Here is an 18,275-nt window from a genome sequence, read left to right as displayed (position 1 = left end):
CCACCAACTAAACATGGAGAACAAATTTAAAATAGAACCAAAAAAAATAACTGCTCCTAAGGGAGAGCCTGGCACCAGTGTGTTTTCCGGTTTGGAAAAGAAGCTGAACCTCGAAAGCTATTTTGAGGAAGGTTTTCCTATTCAGTATCTACCCAAAATTTTATTCGTATTGGGTCTTGCACTTTTTTATATAGGCAACACACACTATGCAGAGAAGACTGTACGCAAAATCAACCATATACAAGCAGAAGTAGAGGACCTTCGTGCTGATTATACCACACTAAAGTCAGACCTGATGTTTGCCAGCAAACAAAGCGAAGTAGCCATAAAAGTAAAAGCTTACGGATTAAAAGAAAGTTTAACACCACCCACTAAAGTAGTTGTAGAAGAAGGTGAATATTAAGAAGTCCATATTAATAAGAGTAAGGATTGCATTTTTGTTTGTAGCCCTCTTTGCTATTGCTGTAGTAGTAAAGACAGGACACATTCAGGTGATTGAAGGGGAGAAGTGGGCTGCCATGGGTGAGCGTATTTCTTTTGATTATAAAACTGTACAAGCCACCCGAGGCAATATTTACTCTGACAACGGTAGCCTATTGGCAACATCCCTGCCGTTTTATAAAATCGCTTTCGATGCCACACTTCCAAAAGATGAAGTATTCAGAGAAGGGATCGACTCTTTGGCTTATCACTTATCCGTTTTCTTTAAAGATAAATCCAAGACAGACTATAAGCGCATGCTCGTTGATGCCCGTGCATCTGGTAAGCAGTACGTTGTATTAAGCCGCAAGCAAATTGACTATCAAGATAAAAAGAAAATGATGGAATGGCCCATCTTCCGGGAAGGAAGATTGCGGGGAGGCGCCATTTTCGAAAAAATTGATGTGCGCTACCATCCTTTCTCTAACCTGAGCAGAAGAACTATCGGTTATGTAAACGAAGATAATAAAGGTGCCGGACTGGAATACAGTTTTAACAATTACCTGGGTGGTCAGGATGGTTACGCTTATTATCAAAAAATAGCGGGAGGTATCTGGAAGCCGATCTTCGATGCGAATAATGTGAAGGCAGTGGATGGCATGGATTTACAAACCACACTTGACATTAACCTGCAAGACGTAGCCGAAACCGCATTACACAAAGCCATGATGCAACACAATGCCGATGATGGACTAGTCGTAGTAATGGAAGTGAAGACTGGAGAGATCAAAGCCATTTCAAATTTGAGCAGCGATGGCAAAGGTAATTTCTCTGAGCGTTTCAATTTTGCAACAGCAGGTCTGTTCGAACCAGGTTCGACTTTCAAACTGGTAACCATGATTGCCTTATTGGAGGATAGCAATGTTGAATTGACAGACACAGTAGATACTGGAAATGGAGAAGCTATCTTCTACAATAAGAAAGTAAGAGATCACGAAGAAAAAGGATTGGGTAAAATATCAGTGCAGGAAGCATTTGAACATTCTTCGAATGTGGCTATGGCTAAACTGGTGAATAAACAGTTTGGTAATAAGCCTCAGAAATTTGTGGATTATGTAGATCGTTTAAAACTATCACAACCGCTGGGTATACAAATTACAGGCGAACCACAACCTAAAATTCACCGTCCGGGTGAAAAAGGCTGGAGTGGTATTTCACTGCCGTGGATGGCCTATGGCTATGGTTTTGAAATCACACCATTGCATACACTTGCACTTTTTAATGCAGTCGCCAATGATGGTAAAATGATCAAGCCAGTGCTTGTAAGAGAAGTTAAAAAGGCAGATGATGTTGAAGAGTCTTTTGAAACAGAGGTATTAAATGATAAGATCTGTTCTAATAAAACATTAATCAAACTGAAATTAATGCTTGAAGGTGTTGTTGAGCGTGGTACCGCAAAAAATATTCGGGGTACACATTATCGCATTGCAGGTAAAACAGGTACGGCTCAGATTTTGGATAACGGTCGTTACACACAGCGTTACATCACATCCTTTGCAGGCTACTTTCCGGCCCATGCACCCAAGTACAGTGCCATTGTCCTGATCAAGAATCCAAGAGGATGGCAGCAATATGGTAGCAGTGTGGCAGCTCCTGTTTTTAAAGAGATAGCAGATAACATTTATTCAAGAGATGTTGAATTACACATGGCCATGGATAAGAAAAGATTAATGGAAGATGATGTGCTTCCTGTAATCAGAGGCGGCCACCAGGAAGAATTAACCATGCTTTGCAATGAATTAGGTATCTCAACACATTCTCAAACAGAAGAGGAGTGGGTGAAAACAGCAAGAGCAGGAGCAGGCGTAAACTTAAAGAAAGCAACCGTTGGAAAAGATCTGGTACCCGATGTAACCGGCATGACTTTCCGAGATGCAATTTTTTTACTGGAACAATCTGGTTTAAGAGTTTTTTACGAAGGCAAAGGAAGAGTGGCTTCACAATCCATCTCACCCGGTGCACGAATTAATAAAGGAGACAGAATTTATATACGACTGAGTTAAAAAATAAAAACCTTTCCTCATCCCCCTCTCCTATGGAGAGGGGTTAGGGGTGAGGCAAGGGGTTAGGCAAATGGCAGAATTAAAAGACATATTATACAAAGTATCCCTTACCTCTACATTCGGTAACATGAATGTTGAAGTAAACAATATTGCTTTTGATTCACGTTTAGTTAAAAACGGATTTTTGTTTGTGGCAGTGAAGGGCTCGACTTCTGACGGGCACGCGTTTATTGATAAAGCTGTAGCCAATGGTGCAGCTGTAATAGTTTGTGAAACATTACCCGCTACAATAAATGAAAAAATTACCTACATCACAGTCAAAGACAGTGCTCAGTCACTGGGAATTATTGCTGCTAACTTTTTTGGCTCTCCGTCACAAAAATTAAAGTTAGTAGGCGTTACAGGCACCAACGGTAAAACAACAACCGCTACACTTTTGTATCAGTTGTTTGGTTCATTAGGTTACCGTTGCGGATTGTTATCCACAGTTGTGAATAAAATTGTGGATAAAGATATTCCGTCAACACATACTACTCCAGATCCTATTCAATTGAATGCTTTATTAAAGCAGATGTTGGAAGCCGGTTGTACTCACGTATTCATGGAAGTGAGTTCGCATGCAGTAGATCAGGAACGTATTGCAGGTTTACAATTTACAGGAGCCATTTTCACTAATATCACCCACGATCACCTCGATTATCACAAAACTTTTGATAATTACATTCGCGCGAAGAAGAAATTCTTTGATGAACTAAGCAGCAGCGCTTTTGCATTAGTAAATGCAGATGACAAGCGTGGTATGGTAATGCTTCAAAATACAAAGGCTAAGAAGCAATCCTTTGGTTTGAAGAAGATGGTAGATTTTAAAGGTAAAATTATTACCAACTCTATTGAAGGACTTGAGCTTGAGGTCAATAACAAGATTGTTTGGTTTAAACTGATTGGTGATTTTAATGCTTATAATCTATTAGGCGTATATGGAGCCGCGGTTTTATTGGGTGAAGATTCAGATGAAGTATTAAGACACTTATCTAATCTGCAGGGTGCACCGGGAAGATTTGAATTAGTATTGCCTGGTTCCAAAGTAACGGCCATTGTGGATTACGCCCATACGCCCGATGCATTGAAAAATGTACTGGATACCATTGCGCAATTCAGAACAGGAAATGAACAAGTGATCACAGTAGTTGGATGCGGTGGGAACCGAGATAAGACCAAGCGACCGCTCATGGCCTCTATTGCTTGTCGCATGAGTGATAAAGTAGTATTGACGTCCGATAATCCACGCGATGAGGAGCCCATGGAAATTATCCGTGAAATGCAAACCGGTGTTATGCCATCTGAAGCGAGAAAGACTTTAGTAATGGCAGACCGTGAAGAGGCAATAAAAACAGCCTGCATGATGGCCAAGGAACGCGACATTATTTTGATTGCAGGAAAAGGACATGAGAATTACCAGGAAATAAAAGGAGTTAAACACCCTTTTGATGATAAAGAAGTTGTCGCTAGAATGTTAAGACTCATTGTAAACTAGAATTCAAAATTATAGTTAAGTATGCTTTATTATTTGTTTGATTATTTGGATAAACAGTTTGACCTCATCGGAGCCGGTGTGTTCAAGTATATTTCATTCCGTGCAGGAATGGCAGCTGTATTATCTTTAATCATTACAATTTTCTTCGGTAAGGCACTGATCAATTTTTTACGCAGACAACAGGTAGGCGAAGACATTCGTGATTTAGGTTTACAAGGTCAATTAGAGAAAAAGGGTACACCTACGATGGGCGGTATTATCATCATCATGGCCATTTTAATACCAACCATTCTTTTTGCCAAGCTCGATAATGTGTACGTGATTCTTTTGATCATTTCGACTATCTGGTTAGGCCTGATAGGTTTTCTGGATGATTACATTAAAGTCTTTAAAAAAGATAAGCAAGGTTTAGCGGGCAGATTTAAAATTATCGGACAAGTTGGTCTAGGACTTATTGTTGGTATTACACTCTCATTTAACGATAGTGTAGTGGTGCGTGAAGTAAGTGTAAAGCCTGCAGAGCTTGCCAGTCTTGAAATTTTATCGCTACAGGAGCAGGAAAACAAACTTGAATACAAGGATGTTCCCTCTACTAAAACAACACTCCCTTTTGTTAAAAATAATGAATTTGATTACGGGAAATTACTTCCATTTATATCAACAGATTATACCTGGATAGTTTATACACTGGTAGTCATTGTTATTATTACTGCAGTATCTAACGGTGCCAACATAACCGATGGTATTGATGGCTTGGCAGCGGGTACTTCTGGGATCATCGCACTCACACTTGCTATTTTTGCTTACCTCTCAGGCCGTATTGACTTCAGTTCCTATCTGAACATCATGTACATTCCTAACTTGAGCGAGTTGGTAATTTTCTGTACGGCACTGGTGGGAGCATGTCTGGGTTTCTTATGGTATAATGCTTATCCAGCTCAAGTTTTCATGGGCGATACCGGTAGTCTTACGCTAGGTGGTGTTATTGCTGTTATAGCACTTGCTGTGCGAAAGGAATTATTGATACCAATCCTTTGTGGTATTTTTCTGGTGGAGAATTTATCAGTGATTATACAAGTTTCTTATTTCAAATATACGAAGAAGAAATATGGCGAAGGAAGAAGAATTTTTCTGATGTCGCCCTTACATCACCATTATCAGAAATTGCAAATACACGAAGCAAAAATTGTAACACGCTTCTGGATTGTGGGAATATTACTGGCCATTCTTACACTAGCAACACTTAAATTAAGATAAAAAATATTTACAATTTAAAATTTACGATGTACAATTTTTAAGTTAATGACTAAAGAGGAGTTAATAGCACGGAATAAAATGTTTGTGATACAGACACTGAATTTAATGGAGACATTGCCTGGCGATAGAATCTATGATGCTATTGTGAGACAACTTGTAAGAAGCTCCACTTCAGTAGGTGCTAATTACAGAGCTGCGTGTAGAGCTAAATCCTCTGCTGATTTTGTAAATAAATTGAAAATTGTTGAAGAAGAATCGGATGAATCTTCCTACTTCTTGGACTTACTATTAGAAATTGATAAAGGACAGAATAAAGAAAAAATTAATCTGCTATTAAAAGAATCAAACGAACTACTTTCAATCTATTCAGCTTCAATAGTAACCATGAAAAAGAAATTAGCTGAATCTAAAAAATCGTAATTCGAAAATATTAAATCGTAAATGCAAAAACGAATAGTAATATTAGGAGCAGGAGAAAGTGGCACAGGGGCAGCCCTGTTGGCCAGCAAGAAGGGCTATGAAGTTTTTGTTTCTGACCAATCACCCATTAAGGATAAGTACAAGCAAGAATTACAAACGAATAAAATTGAGTTTGAAGAAGGTCAGCATACTGAAGCTAAAATTGTCAATGCCTCATTAATTATTAAGAGTCCAGGTATTCCTGATAAGGCAGAAATTATTAAAAAATCTAAGCAGGCTGGTATTGAAATCATTGACGAATTGGAATTCGGCTTCCGCTTTATCAAGGGAAAAGTAATAGCTATTACGGGAACCAACGGTAAGACAACTACGACATTACTTACTTATCATTTACTGAAAGAAGCCGGTCTTAAAGTCGCCCTGGCTGGTAACGTAGGCTTTAGTTTAGCCAGACAAATTGCTGAACAAGACCACGACTGGTATGTAATTGAGATTAGCAGTTTTCAACTGGACGGCACTACTACCTTTAAACCAACAGTTGGTGTTTTGCTGAATATTACACCCGATCATTTAGATCGCTATGAGTATCAGTTGCAAAACTATGTAAATTCTAAGTTCAGAATCGTTCGTCACATGAGCGATACGGATACTTTCATTTACTATGCAGATGATACTATTCTGAAGCAAGAAGTAAAAGCGAGACCCATTGCTGCAAGGCTCTTACCGATCTCTTTATCAGATGAGTCAACGCCTGTACATTACGATGGATCCAAAATGAGTTTTGGTTTTAACGAAGCATTTAAAATTGCTCAAGATGAAACTACTTTAAAAGGTCCGCATAACCTCATCAATACAATGGCTGCTGTTTCCGCTGCGCAGTTGGCAGGTTTGAGTGAAGGGGCCATTCGTAAAGGCTTAACAACATTCAAAAATGCTCCTCACCGTTTGGAATCTGTAGCAATCATTAATGGTGTTGAATTTGTCAACGATTCAAAAGCCACTAATGTAGATTCAGTAGTATATGGTTTGGGTAGTTACACAGGGCCACTCGTATGGATAGCAGGTGGTGTGGACAAGGGAAATGATTATTCGCTGATTGAAAAAGAAGTAAAGCAAAAGGTAAGAACCTTGATATGCTTAGGCAAAGAAAACGATAAGTTGAAAAAAGCTTTTGGCAATGTAGTGTCTACTATCAAAGAAACACAAAGTGTAAAAGAGCTGGTAAGAATTGCATTAGTAGAGGCAAAGAAGGGTGACGTTGTTTTATTGTCTCCCGCCTGTGCAAGCTTTGATTTATTTAAGAATTATGAAGATAGAGGAGATCAGTTTAGATCTGCCGTATTAGAACTAAAAATGGAAGTGGAGGGCCAATCCAAATGAATCAAGTAAAAGTCTGGGCCGATAAAAATTTACAAGGTGATAAAGTCATCTGGGCAGTTGTATTTGCCTTATCAATGATCAGTATTCTTGTGGTGTACAGTTCTATTGGTACCCTGGCATTTAAACGTACGGTAAGTCCTGAAAAATATTTACTGAAGCACTCACTGACAGTCATGGTAGGTTTATTGGCCATGTGGGCTGCGCATAAAGTAGATTATCGGTACTATTCCAGATTATCAAAGATTGCTCTTTGGATAAGTATTCCCCTTCTTGTTTACACAGCTACCAACGGTACAACAATTAATGAAGCCGCCCGCTGGATTGAACTTCCGCTAGTGGGTAGTTTTCAACCTTCAGATTTTGCAAGCTTGGCACTTATTATCAACCTCGCTAGTATGTTGGCCAAGCGTCAGCAAAACATTGATAGCATAAAAGAGTCACTTATCCCAATTCTCTTCTGGTGCGGAGTTATTTGCGGCCTTATTGCTTTGTCTAACTTATCAACAGCTGTATTGCTTCTGCTTACTTCTATGTTGATTATGTTTATTGGTCGTGTACCAGCTAAGTACTTGGTTATGTTGGTTTTTGTTGGCTTGCTTTTCGGTGCATTGGCAGTTGCCTTTGGTAGTCGTGGAGAAACCGCAAAAAACCGTATCAAGAATTTTGTAAACGGTACTGAACTTCCTTTTCAAGCTAAACATGCACGCATTGCCATTGCCACAGGCGGTGTAACAGGTAAGGGCCCTGGTAATAGTGATCAACGGAATATACTTCCACATCCTTACTCAGACTTTGTATACGCTATCGTTATTGAAGAGTATGGAATGATTGGTGGTATAGTTGTCTTGTTACTCTATCTCATTTTACTGCATCGGGGTATGAAAGCAGCGTACAATAGTGAGCGTGCGTTCGGTGGATTATTATCTGCAGGTTTAAGTTTTGACTTGGTCTGTCAGGCGATGGTAAACATGGGTGTTGTAGTTGGCCTTGGGCCGATTACTGGCCAGCCCTTACCCTTGATTTCAATGGGAGGTACATCAATGGTATTTACAGGACTTGCGCTAGGTATTGTATTAAGTGTGAGTAGAGGAGAACAGCAAGATCAGGTGTGGGATAAACAAAAAGGTGAACAAGAAGTAAAAGAAAAAAATGTAACTGCGAAAGCAGCATAGAGTAGCTGCTAGCGATGAGTTACGAGCCCCGAGCTCGTAGCACATGGCTCAAAGCTCGTAACTGAAAATAAGAGTGAAAGAAACAAAACCATATCGTCTCATCATCAGCGGAGGAGGAACCGGAGGACACATCTTCCCGGCCATTGCTATCGCTAATGAATTCCGTCAGCGTTACCCTGATGCACAAATTTTATTTGTGGGTGCACAAGGTAAGATGGAGATGGTGCGTGTTCCTGAAGCTGGATATAAGATTATTGGTTTATGGATTAGTGGTATTCAGCGCAAGCTTACCTGGAAAAATTTATTATTCCCCTTCAAGCTTGTGTTTAGCTACCTGCGTGCGGTTACCATCTTACAGAGATTTAAACCACATGCAGTGGTTGGCACTGGTGGTTATGCCAGTGGCCCCATTATGATGGCCGCTACTCGTTTAGGCTACGCTACAGTAATTCAAGAACAGAATTCTTTCGCAGGATTGGCTAATAAGCAAGTAGCCAGCCGCGTAAAAAAAGTATGTGTTGCCTACGAAGGCATGGAAAATTATTTTCCTAAAGAAAAAATTGTATTGACTGGTAATCCTGTTCGTAAAGATTTATTGGAAATCGACTCTAAGCGAAGCAAAGCGCTTAATCACTTTGGTTTTGATGCAAATAAGAAAACACTTTTGATTATTGGAGGAAGCCTTGGCGCCAGAACGATTAACAAAAGTATTTTAAAGAATGTAGAGAAACTTCAGGAGACGGAAGTACAGATAATCTGGCAAACAGGCAAAAGCTATTACGCGAGTTGTAAAGAGGCCTTATCTAAATATGATTTACGTAGAGTACGCTTACATGATTTTCTAAAGGAGATGGACATGGCTTATGCAGCCGCTGATGTGGTGATCTCCAGAAGTGGTGCCCTGGCTGTTTCAGAACTTTGTATTGCGGGTAAGGCTACTATTTTAGTGCCCTCACCCAATGTGGCGGAAGATCATCAAACGAAAAATGCAATGGCCTTGGTAAGCAAGGATGCAGCGGTTTTGGTAAAGGATATTGACGCTATGAAAACCCTGGTGGATACTGCTTTAACCGTGTTGTTTGATGAAGTGCGTTGTCAACGATTACAAACAAATATTAAAGCACTGGCCAGACCAGGTGCTACAAGTGATATAGTAAATCAAATTGAGGAATTGATTAAGTGAGATTAGATAAATACGATATTATTTATTTCCTGGGAATCGGAGGTATAGGCATGAGTGCGCAGGCGCGTTGGTTTATTAAAAAAGGACTACACGTGTTTGGCTACGACAAGACATCGACTGCACTAACGGAAGTCCTACAGGCAGAAGGTATGCAGATTCATTTCAGCGATTCAGTAGATGCTATCCCTGCACTAGTTAAGGAAAACAAGGAGAAGACACTTGTCATTTATACACCAGCTATTCCTAAAGATCATGCAGAACATGCTTACCTGAAGGAAAATGGTTATACAATTCTCAAGCGTTCAGAAGTATTGGGCCTGCTTACAAAAAATTACAAAACTATAGCTGTAGCCGGAACACATGGCAAAACTACAACATCATCTATGGTAGCTCATATTTTGAAAGTAGCTAACAAAAAGATGGTTGCTTTTCTTGGTGGTATCACTACCAATTATGAGTCCAACCTTGTCATGCATGGTGAAGTAGCAGATGATACCCTTGTAGTAGTAGAGGCTGATGAATTTGATCGCTCCTTCTTAAAATTATTTCCAGAGGTAGCGATTGTTACCAATGCCGATCCTGATCATTTGGATATTTATGGCGATCATGAAAATGTTATCAGTTCATTTAAGGATTTTATAAAACAGATTAATAAAAATGGTTCATTAATTATTCATGAATCAATTGATGATTTATTAACCCATGATGTGAAAGACATCAAAAAGGTTAACTACAGTATGAGTCGGGGAGATTTTTTTGCCGAGCACATTACTTCGAAAGGAGGATTTTTTGAGTTTGACCTTCACGGTTTCGGAAAGGTTCAACATATCTCTCTCGGTATCCCCGGTTTTCATAATGTAGAAAATGCCATCGCAGCGGCTGTCGCAACACATAAAGTAGGTGTTGACCTGGCAATGATTAAGCAGGCACTAACTTCCTTTAAAGGTGTAAAAAGAAGATTTGAATTTATCCTTAAAGGTAGTAACGTAACTTTTGTAGATGACTATGCGCATCATCCCACAGAAATAGAGGCTTTCCTTCGTTCTCTGAAATCAATGTACCCACGTAAAAAATTGTCGGTAATTTTTCAACCACACTTATTTACACGTACCCGTGATTTTGCCAAGGGCTTTGCAGAAAGCCTGAGTCTGGCGGACGAGTTGTTCTTAATGGATATTTATCCGGCCCGTGAGTTACCTATTGAAGGCGTTGATGCCAACATCATTTTTAAAGATGTTACGAGTAAGCGAAAAGTAAGATGCACCAAAGAGGATTTGATGGCAATGTTGGAAGAGACATCCCTTGAACTGGTAGCGACAGTGGGAGCCGGAGACATTGATACGTTTATACAACCAATTAAAAAAATGTTGACTGAAAAGTATGAAGCTTAAATTCAACATGCGCAATGAAATTAAAGGTGTATTGGCACTGGCGGCTTTGCTGGTACTGATCGCTTTTGCCGAACGCGAAACAAACGATACCGCTGTAAAACAGATATCGATTGACATTGATAATTTAGAGAATAACCATTTTATAGACGAAGAAGATGTAAGACGTTTAATGCAATTCAAACAACAGAACCTGATCGGAGCCTCCATGGGTAGCATTAGTTTGAAAGAAATTGAAAAACGTATTAAAGCCGATAAATTCATTGAAGATGCAGAGTTGTACAGTGACCTGAAAGGCAATTTGTTGGTGAATGTAGAATTGCGCAGACCCATTGCCCGGATTGTACGCAACGATGGACCAGATGGCTACATTGCTGAAGACGGAACGGTGATGCCAGTTTCGGAAAAATTCACAGCGAGGGTTATCCTCATTAGTGGTTCTTACGCCCGCAACCTATTGGCTATGGGTAATTTGAATAAAACAGAAGAAGGTAAACAACTGATGGCATTAATAGAAATGATTGGAGAAGATGATTTCTGGAAAGCCCAAATAGCACAACTGGACATTGACTCAAAACAGAATATTAATCTTTTCCCTCAGGTAGGAGATGAGCTCATTGAATTTGGCCATGCAGATAACGCAGAAGAGAAATTGAAGAAGTTGATGATATTTTATAAAGAAATACTCCCTGTAAAGGGATGGAATAAATATAAGCGAGTTAATCTCCAATACGAAGGACAAATCGTAGCGGAATAAATAAAGAAATAACAACCACTAAACACAGAATCATGGAACAGGAAAAAATAGTTGTAGGTCTTGATATAGGCACAACTAAAATATGCGCGATCGTTGGTCGCAAAAACGAGTTTGGCAAACTCGAAGTATTAGGCATGGGCAAGGCGGAGAGCGAAGGTGTTGTAAAGGGCATCGTGTTTAACATTGATAAAACTGTGTATGCTATTGAAAAAGCCATTAAAGAAGCCAGCGACCAGTCGGGTATTGATATCGGGGTGGTTAATGTAGGTATTGCTGGTCAGCATATAAAAAGTTTTGTTCAACATGGTGGCATCACGCGTTCTTCAAAAGAAGATGAAATAGCGGTAGCCGATATTGAACGACTTACGCAAGATATGTATCGCATGGTGGTTCCTCCTGGAAGTCAGATCATTCATGTGATGCCACAGGATTACATGGTAGATTACGAAGAGGGTATCAAAGAACCAGTAGGCATGTCGGGTGTTCGTCTTGAGGCTGATTTCCATGTGATCACCGCGCAGACAAATGCCATCAACAATATTCATAAGTGTGTGCGTAAGGCAGGTCTGGAAATTGAAGATTTAATTCTTGAACCCCTTGCTTCGAGCCTGGCAGTGCTTAGTGATGAAGAAAAAGAAGCAGGTGTTTGTTTAATTGATATAGGTGGTGGTACTACAGATATTGCCATTTTCTACGACAACATCATTCGTCACTCCGCAGTTATTCCTTTTGGTGGTAACATTGTTACCAATGACATTAAGCAGGGCTTAATGGTGTTGCAACAGCAGGCAGAGCGTTTGAAAACTTCATTCGGTCGGGCCATTGCTGAAGAAGCAAATGCCAATGAAATTGTAGCCATACCGGGTATCAGAAATCGTGATACAAAGGAGATTTCAGTGAAGAATCTCTCGAATATCATCCAGGCGCGAATGGAGGAAATCATTGAAATGGCACATGCAGAAATTATTTCTTCAGGGTACGAAAACAGATTAGCAGGTGGTATTGTGATTACCGGTGGTGGTGCCCAATTAGCAAACCTTAAGCAATTAGTTGAGTACATGACAGGTATGGATACCCGAGTTGGTTATCCTAACGAGCACTTAGGTAAAGGCAAAGTCGAAATTGTGAAGAGCCCGATGTATGCAACGGCTGTAGGTTTGGTGCTATCAGGTTTCCGTTCTTTAGATGAACGTGAGGACCGCTACAAAGAAGCGAAAGAAGTAATCAGAACAGTTAAGGCAAAGAAGGCGGTAAGTGTTCCATCGTCTTCCAAGAATTTCTTTAATGAGATTCTAACCAAAACGAAGAGCTTGTTGATAGATGATTTGAATGATAAGAATGAGTACTAGACTTTAAGACGATAGTAGCAAGACATAAGACTACGTTCAAGTCTAATGTCTTACTACTAAAGTCTCACTACTAATAGAACAACCACTAAATAAAAAGATATGTTTGATTCAGGATATAAATTCGAAATCCCCAAACACCACAAGTCAATTATTAAAGTAATTGGTGTTGGTGGCGGTGGAAGCAATGCGGTGAACCACATGTTCAAGCAAGGCATTAAAGATGTAGAATTTGTGGTGGTCAACACCGATTCACAGGCGCTGAATAGTAGCCCTGTTCCTTATAAATTGCAAATTGGTACCAACCTGACGGAAGGTTTGGGTTGTGGTGCAAACCCTGATGTAGGTCGTGCTGCAGCAATTGAAAGTCGTGAACAAATTCGCGAAATGCTCAACGGCACAAAAATGGTTTTCGTAACAGCGGGTATGGGTGGTGGAACCGGAACAGGGGCTGCTCCTGTGTTAGCGAAAATCGCCAAAGAGATGGATATACTTACCGTGGGTATTATCACTGTGCCTTTTGGATGGGAAGGAAAAAAGAAATTTGCGCAAGCACAAATTGGAATAGACGAGTTGCGTCAAAACTGCGATACAGTATTGATGATCTTAAACGATAAGCTGCGCGAGATATATGGAAACTTACCGATTGGTCAGGCATTTGCACAAGCGGATAATGTTTTAACAACGGCTGCTAAAGGTATTGCAGAAATAATCACATTAACTGGTCACGTAAACGTTGACTTCCAGGATGTGCGTACCGTCATGCTGAATGCAGGTGCTGCTGTTATGGGCACAGCTGAAACCAGAGGTGACACACGTGCCAAGAAAGCGGCTGAAGCTGCACTTTCTTCGCCATTACTTGACAACCGTGACATCATGGGTGCCAAGCGTATCCTGCTATCAATATTCTCTGGTTCGGACATTGAACTTTCAATGGACGAGTTGAGTGAGATCACTGAATATATACAAGCACAAGCCGGACAAGAAGCAGAAATGATTTTTGGTCACGGTGTAGATGAGAGTCTGGGCGATCGTATTCGGGTAACAGTAATTGCTACTGGTTTTGATGCAGAGGCTAAAAAGCAAGAGAAAAAAGAAGAAGCAAAAAAGGTTCATGATCTCGACCGGTCACAAGGTTGGTTGTTCGAGGCAAAGGAAGCCAAAGATGCCCCCATGGCAGGCAAAGTAGCACCTGAACTTAAGTCTAAAAAATTTAGAGTGGAAGAAGAGGATGATGACAGACCAGCTTCACGCGAAGTGGTTTTCAATTCAAACTTCGCAAAGCCAACAGCCTCATTTGATTTAGAAGATGAAGATGATGGAGAAGATGGTTTGTTCAGAGGGGATGATGAGTTCGACATGAGTGCTGAAGCTTTTGGCGACCAGAAAATAAATGATGAGGGTATGATGGAGCTGCGCTCTACGCGCGAGCGTCTGCGCCAACAAGCAGAGTTGCGCAAGAACAAACTGAAAGAAGGAAAGAAATCAGAAATGACAAAAGAAGAGTTCAGTGAGAAGTGGGCATTACCGGCTTACATGCGCAGAGGTGTGAAAATGCAGGATGTACCACACTCTTCAGAGCCCTTTATTTCCAAGTATAATCTAAACGATGACAATAATATTTTAGGTAACAATAAATTCTTACACGATAATGTGGATTAGTAAGTTGTTGATAGTAAGTAGCTGTGAGTTTGTATGATGAGAAGACGCGAACAAAAACAACAGTACACTATCAACGATACAAAAAAATTGGCATGGCCGTTATGACAGGTACTTTACTCCATTCGTAGTGGTTGTTGGTAGTAAATATTTTTAGCCGGTAACGGCATGCCTTTCTTTTTAGTGTTGCAGGTCTGATGTACCTGACCATTTTTTCAACGCAAGAAGCCCCGCATAGCAGGGGCTTTTTGCGTTTAGGCGCATTATTAAAAATGTGAAATTTGAAATTATCTTTCCCTCCATCAAAGTCTCTAAAGGATGAGGATGAAATAAATTTTATTACCTTACAATATGAAGAAGCGTAAAATACTTATTGCACTCTTATTAGTCTCAGCCGCTATTTATCTGGCTGGCGGAAGACCGGATTCACCGGTTTTTAACCTCAACATGCCTCAGGTGCCACAAGAAGCTGAGGAATTGGAAGCCTTCATCAGCCAAAACGAAGCGAAACATCAGCTTAAAAAAGATAATGAAGCCAGAATAGTGTGGCTTAACGATTCCTTAAAACAAAAAACGGAGTATGCAGTGGTTTACCTGCATGGCTTTAGCGCAAGCCAGGAAGAGGGCAATCCGGTGCATCGCAATTTTGCAAAACAATTTGGTTGCAATCTGTATTTAGCACGCCTGGCGGATCATGGTGTTGATACAACGGATGCCTTACTGTATTTTACAGCCGATCGACTTTGGGAATCTGCCAAGCAGGCCTTGGCCATCGGTAAGCAACTGGGCAATAAAGTAATTCTACTAAGTACGTCAACCGGTGGCACTGTTGCTTTAAAACTCGCGGCCGAGTATCCGGAGGATGTACATGCCTTAATTAATCTTTCTCCAAACATTCGCATCAATAATCCTGCAGCATTTTTATTAAATGACCCCTGGGGTTTGCAGATTGCGAGACTTGTTATGGGTGGCAAGTACAATAAAACAGGAATATCAGAAGAGAGTGAACGTTGGCAGTATTGGAATGGTTTATACAGATTGGAAGCCACCATCCAATTACAGGAATTATTGGAAGCCAGTATGACGAAAGAGACCTTCGCTAAAATCACGCAGCCTTCATTAACACTTTATTATTATAAAAGCGAAGAAGAACAAGATCCACAAGTGAAAGTAAGTGCTATGCTAAAAATGAATGAACAACTCAGCACGCCCGATTCCTTGAAATTTGCCATTGCAATACCCGCGGCAGGGGCACATGTGTTAGGAAGCCCGATGGCATCTAAGGATGTGCCTGCAGTTTACGCAGAGATGGTTAAGTTTGCTACTCAAACATTAAAGCTGCAAAGCCAGCTTTAATGAAAACTTCAGAACATGCAACAATTTTTAGATCAATATGGATATCTCGCATTATTAGTAGGAACGTTTTTTGAAGGAGAAACTGCTATACTGATTGCCTCATCACTTATTCATAAAGGTTTCTTCGAATTTCCTTTCACTGTTTTCTTTGCTTTTTCAGGTTCATTCATCAGCGACTGGATTTATTATTTAATTGGCAGACTTAATGGCAAGTATTTTATTGAGCGTAAGCCAAAATTAAAAGCATTGGTTGCTCCTGTAACCAATCTTTTCCAGCGGTATCAGTTACAATTATTGTTAAGTTATCGTTTTTTATATGGTTTCAGAGTAATCATTCCTGTGGTTTTTGGTATGAGTGGCTTAGCACCCTCAAGTTATTTACTGTTTACGGTCATCTCGGGTGTATTCTGGGCATCGGTTGTAAGTACAGTAGGTTACTTTGTTGGTTCTATCTTTCAACTAGATACCAGTTCCTTTGAAAACAATTTTGCTTTTGTCGTTATAGGTTTTACAACTTTTGGACTGCTGATTGGTTATATTGTGAAAAGAATCATCAGTAACTCAATGCACGTTGACTAATGGATCTGAGATTTAGACAGAAGGTGATAATTATAGCATATAGAATAGAGAATAGAGAATAGAGGATGTAGCAGAATGAGTAATGTGTATCAGTAGAAATAGTTGAAGGACCCGCATATTTATCAACTTTATTGCTTAAGCCTTTTGATAGTTATAGATAATATTATAAAATTCTAAATTCTAAATTCTAAATTCTAAATTCTAAATTCTAAATTCTAAATATGGAATACAGACGTCTCGGTAAATCAGGTTTGCAGGTAAGTGCACTCTCCTTTGGTTCCTGGTTAACTTTCGGTAAGCAAATCGAAAATGGTATTGCAGATGAACTGATGACCATTGCTTATGATAATGGTATTAACTTTTTTGATAACGCAGAGATTTACGCAAGAGGAAAATCTGAAGAAGTGATGGGTGAGATCTTGAAAAAGAAAGGCTGGTCGCGCGATAGCTATATTGTTTCCAGCAAAGCTTTTTTCGGATTAGGGGGTAAGGATTTGAAACCTACACAAAAAGGACTGCATAGAAAGCATTTAGTAGAAGCATGCGAGCAGGCACTCAAACGCTTTCAGCTGGATTACCTCGATTTGTATTTCTGTCATCGTCCGGATAAGCAAACACCCATAGAAGAAACGGTATGGACCATGCACAACCTGATTCAACAAGGTAAAATCTTGTATTGGGGTACCAGCGAGTGGAGCGCCCAGGAAATTATGGAAGCACACATGGTGGCGCAACGGTATTCATTGATCGGCCCAACCATGGAGCAACCTCAATACAACATGTTAGAACGTAATAAGGTAGAGGGGGAATTTGCTCAACTGTATAAGACAGTAGGTCTGGGCACAACAATCTGGTCACCGCTGGCATCTGGTGTTTTAACAGGCAAGTATAATGATGGTTTTCCTGAAGGAACCCGCTTAGGCATTGAAGGTTTGGATTGGCTTAGAGACAATGCATTGGTAGAAGCCAACTTGAAAAGAGTTAAAGAACTTACAAAATTCGCCTTTGACTTGGGCATGACCATGCCAATTTTGGCCTTGGCCTGGTGTTTAAAAAATGAAAATGTCAGTACAGTCATCTTGGGTGCCTCTAAAACATCTCAATTAGTTGAGAATTTTAAGGCTTTTGAGGGTAGAGATCGACTAACGCCCCAGGTAATGGAGCAGATAGAGCAAATACTTAAAAACAAACCAGCACCACCTCCGTTTTAAGTTAGTGTATTTAATTACTTAATGTCGTTTAGCTAAGCTTCTTTATTCATCCTCTCCTGCGGAGAGGACTGGAGGTGAGGCTAGAAAAAAATGCTTAGCTAAATGACATTGATTAAAAAAAAATCCATAAGAATGATGATACGCATTGCCATCGTTGTTCTGTTCTTCCTGACGTTTGCTGCACATGCACAACAGCAAACGACAGACGAAATCCGTATGAGCATTTACTTCGGTGGCGGTAGTTACGATATCGATGAATTTCAGCAACAATCATTATTGCACTGGCTGGACTCTATCCCCAACCTTGACCGATACGAAGTCCACCTGATTAGTCACACAGACCCTATTGGTGGTAAGCGCTATAACGAGTGGCTATCTAAAATGCGTAGTGAGTCCGTTGAACAACTCATTCTGCAAAGAAATATTCCGCAACATAAAATCAGCAGAAAGGATTGGGGTCTGGACAATGCCGTATACAGCAATCAAACCTACCGTGGTATGCAAATGAACAGACGTGTGGATGTAATTCTCTACCCGATTGTATTTTAGC

At 40.1% G+C, this 18,275-nt stretch carries 16 protein-coding genes; all 16 read left to right on the top strand.

The features are described from left to right. The first annotated feature begins 13 nt into the window (after positions 1–13). The 16 genes from ACO1XM_RS07735 (at position 14) to ACO1XM_RS07660 (ending at position 18,274) form a co-directional block, all read left to right on the top strand. The gene (locus ACO1XM_RS07735; protein WP_486227550.1) at positions 14–403 is read left to right on the top strand and encodes an FtsL-like putative cell division protein; all 390 of its coding nucleotides are present in this window, start codon (positions 14–16) and stop codon (positions 401–403) included. A gap of 34 nt (positions 404–437) precedes the next feature. Continuing rightward, positions 438–2,483 carry a penicillin-binding transpeptidase domain-containing protein gene (locus ACO1XM_RS07730; protein WP_486227548.1) on the top strand — a complete coding sequence of 682 codons (2,046 nt, stop codon included), beginning with the start codon at positions 438–440 and terminating at the stop codon, positions 2,481–2,483. Positions 2,484–2,553: 70 nt separating this feature from the next. Next, complete coding sequence (locus tag ACO1XM_RS07725; protein WP_486227546.1) at positions 2,554–4,017, top strand: UDP-N-acetylmuramoyl-L-alanyl-D-glutamate--2,6-diaminopimelate ligase; 1,464 nt, start codon at positions 2,554–2,556, stop codon at positions 4,015–4,017. 21 nt (positions 4,018–4,038) lie between these two features. Beyond that, a complete protein-coding gene (mraY, locus tag ACO1XM_RS07720) occupies positions 4,039–5,274 on the top strand; it encodes a phospho-N-acetylmuramoyl-pentapeptide-transferase (RefSeq protein WP_486227544.1) in 1,236 nt (411 codons plus the stop codon). A gap of 45 nt (positions 5,275–5,319) precedes the next feature. Beyond that, the gene (locus ACO1XM_RS07715) at positions 5,320–5,694 is read left to right on the top strand and encodes a four helix bundle protein (protein ID WP_486227542.1); all 375 of its coding nucleotides are present in this window, start codon (positions 5,320–5,322) and stop codon (positions 5,692–5,694) included. Positions 5,695–5,715: 21 nt separating this feature from the next. Continuing rightward, positions 5,716–7,074 (top strand): UDP-N-acetylmuramoyl-L-alanine--D-glutamate ligase, encoded by a 1,359-nt coding sequence (murD, locus tag ACO1XM_RS07710; protein WP_486227540.1) that lies wholly within the window; start codon positions 5,716–5,718, stop codon positions 7,072–7,074. Then, the gene (locus ACO1XM_RS07705; RefSeq protein ID WP_486227538.1) at positions 7,071–8,246 is read left to right on the top strand and encodes an FtsW/RodA/SpoVE family cell cycle protein; all 1,176 of its coding nucleotides are present in this window, start codon (positions 7,071–7,073) and stop codon (positions 8,244–8,246) included. The genes murD and ACO1XM_RS07705 overlap by 4 nt, the downstream gene beginning before the upstream one ends. Positions 8,247–8,319: 73 nt before the next feature. Next, entirely contained in the window at positions 8,320–9,429 is a 1,110-nt protein-coding gene (gene murG / locus ACO1XM_RS07700; protein ID WP_486227536.1) for an undecaprenyldiphospho-muramoylpentapeptide beta-N-acetylglucosaminyltransferase, read from the top strand. After that, a complete protein-coding gene (murC, locus tag ACO1XM_RS07695) occupies positions 9,426–10,820 on the top strand; it encodes a UDP-N-acetylmuramate--L-alanine ligase (protein WP_486227534.1) in 1,395 nt (464 codons plus the stop codon). Before murG ends, murC begins: the two co-directional genes overlap by 4 nt. Then, positions 10,810–11,574 carry a cell division protein FtsQ/DivIB gene (locus ACO1XM_RS07690; protein ID WP_486227532.1) on the top strand — a complete coding sequence of 255 codons (765 nt, stop codon included), beginning with the start codon at positions 10,810–10,812 and terminating at the stop codon, positions 11,572–11,574. The genes murC and ACO1XM_RS07690 overlap by 11 nt, the downstream gene beginning before the upstream one ends. Before the next feature lie 32 nt (positions 11,575–11,606). Beyond that, positions 11,607–12,923 carry a cell division protein FtsA gene (ftsA, locus tag ACO1XM_RS07685; RefSeq protein WP_486227530.1) on the top strand — a complete coding sequence of 439 codons (1,317 nt, stop codon included), beginning with the start codon at positions 11,607–11,609 and terminating at the stop codon, positions 12,921–12,923. A 99-nt stretch (positions 12,924–13,022) separates the two neighbouring features. Then, the gene (gene ftsZ, locus ACO1XM_RS07680; RefSeq protein ID WP_486227528.1) at positions 13,023–14,582 is read left to right on the top strand and encodes a cell division protein FtsZ; all 1,560 of its coding nucleotides are present in this window, start codon (positions 13,023–13,025) and stop codon (positions 14,580–14,582) included. A gap of 348 nt (positions 14,583–14,930) precedes the next feature. Then, positions 14,931–15,935, top strand: coding sequence for an alpha/beta hydrolase (locus tag ACO1XM_RS07675; protein ID WP_486227526.1), 1,005 nt, complete (start codon positions 14,931–14,933; stop codon positions 15,933–15,935). A 15-nt stretch (positions 15,936–15,950) separates the two neighbouring features. Continuing rightward, the gene (locus tag ACO1XM_RS07670) at positions 15,951–16,514 is read left to right on the top strand and encodes a DedA family protein (RefSeq protein ID WP_486227524.1); all 564 of its coding nucleotides are present in this window, start codon (positions 15,951–15,953) and stop codon (positions 16,512–16,514) included. A gap of 221 nt (positions 16,515–16,735) precedes the next feature. After that, complete coding sequence (locus ACO1XM_RS07665; RefSeq protein WP_486227522.1) at positions 16,736–17,725, top strand: potassium channel beta subunit family protein; 990 nt, start codon at positions 16,736–16,738, stop codon at positions 17,723–17,725. A gap of 102 nt (positions 17,726–17,827) precedes the next feature. Further along, on the top strand, positions 17,828–18,274 hold the full coding sequence (locus tag ACO1XM_RS07660; RefSeq protein WP_486227520.1) for an OmpA family protein: 447 nt from the start codon (positions 17,828–17,830) through the stop codon (positions 18,272–18,274). The last annotated feature ends 1 nt before the right edge of the window (position 18,275 follow it).

The organism is Chryseotalea sp., assembly GCF_057350905.1.
Note: the sequence above shows the minus strand (reverse complement) of the source record. Positions and strands in the feature narration are given on the sequence as shown.